The sequence below is a fragment of the Prevotella sp. LCP21S3_D2 genome, assembly GCF_052118345.1.
Classification (GTDB): Bacteria; Bacteroidota; Bacteroidia; order Bacteroidales; family Bacteroidaceae; genus Prevotella.
In genome coordinates, this window is the sequence record NZ_JBQKHJ010000102.1 from 1 (window position 1) to 511 (window position 511).

The window sequence follows — 511 nt, forward strand, 5'->3', positions numbered from 1 at the left end:
GTACAAGTTGAACATACCACCGCGCTTGCGATAATGCGGCATCTGTGGCATGGCTTTATACTTCTCTGGGTGTTTCTTCCAATCCTTGATGCTCTTGCAGTATGCCTTCATGTTCTTATCCAGAACACGGAGTATCTGCTGTGAACACTGAGACTTCAATAATCTGTAATTACATTCACCTTCGAGGTTAGTAACACCCTTAATGAGCTTATCCATGTCGTTATACCACGTCCAAACACCGTCAGCATCGAGACGCTGACGGAACAGATAGAGAGCCTGGTTATATAGGTTGTTCGATATGCGGAACAACCTGTCTAACTCTTCTGTGTGGCGTATGTAGAACTTATAGACTAATCTCATTTTTTAAGTCTTCTTGTATTATTTCTAACTTGCGTTTTCCTCTCTTGCTGTACATCTTCATGGCGAAGCAGTGCAGCAAAGAAATTATCTCTTCAAAGATTTCGGCTTCGTCGGATTTGTCATCCGAATCATTAATCACAACTATCTCGCA

The 511-nt window shown here is 42.1% G+C and carries 1 protein-coding gene; it reads right to left on the reverse strand.

All coding sequences use genetic code 11. The features are described from left to right. A partial coding sequence (locus ACTQ16_RS16790) for a hypothetical protein (RefSeq protein WP_441938580.1) occupies nt 1–360 on the reverse strand: 360 nt, incomplete at its 3' end. Between the last annotated feature and the right edge of the window lie 151 nt (nt 361–511).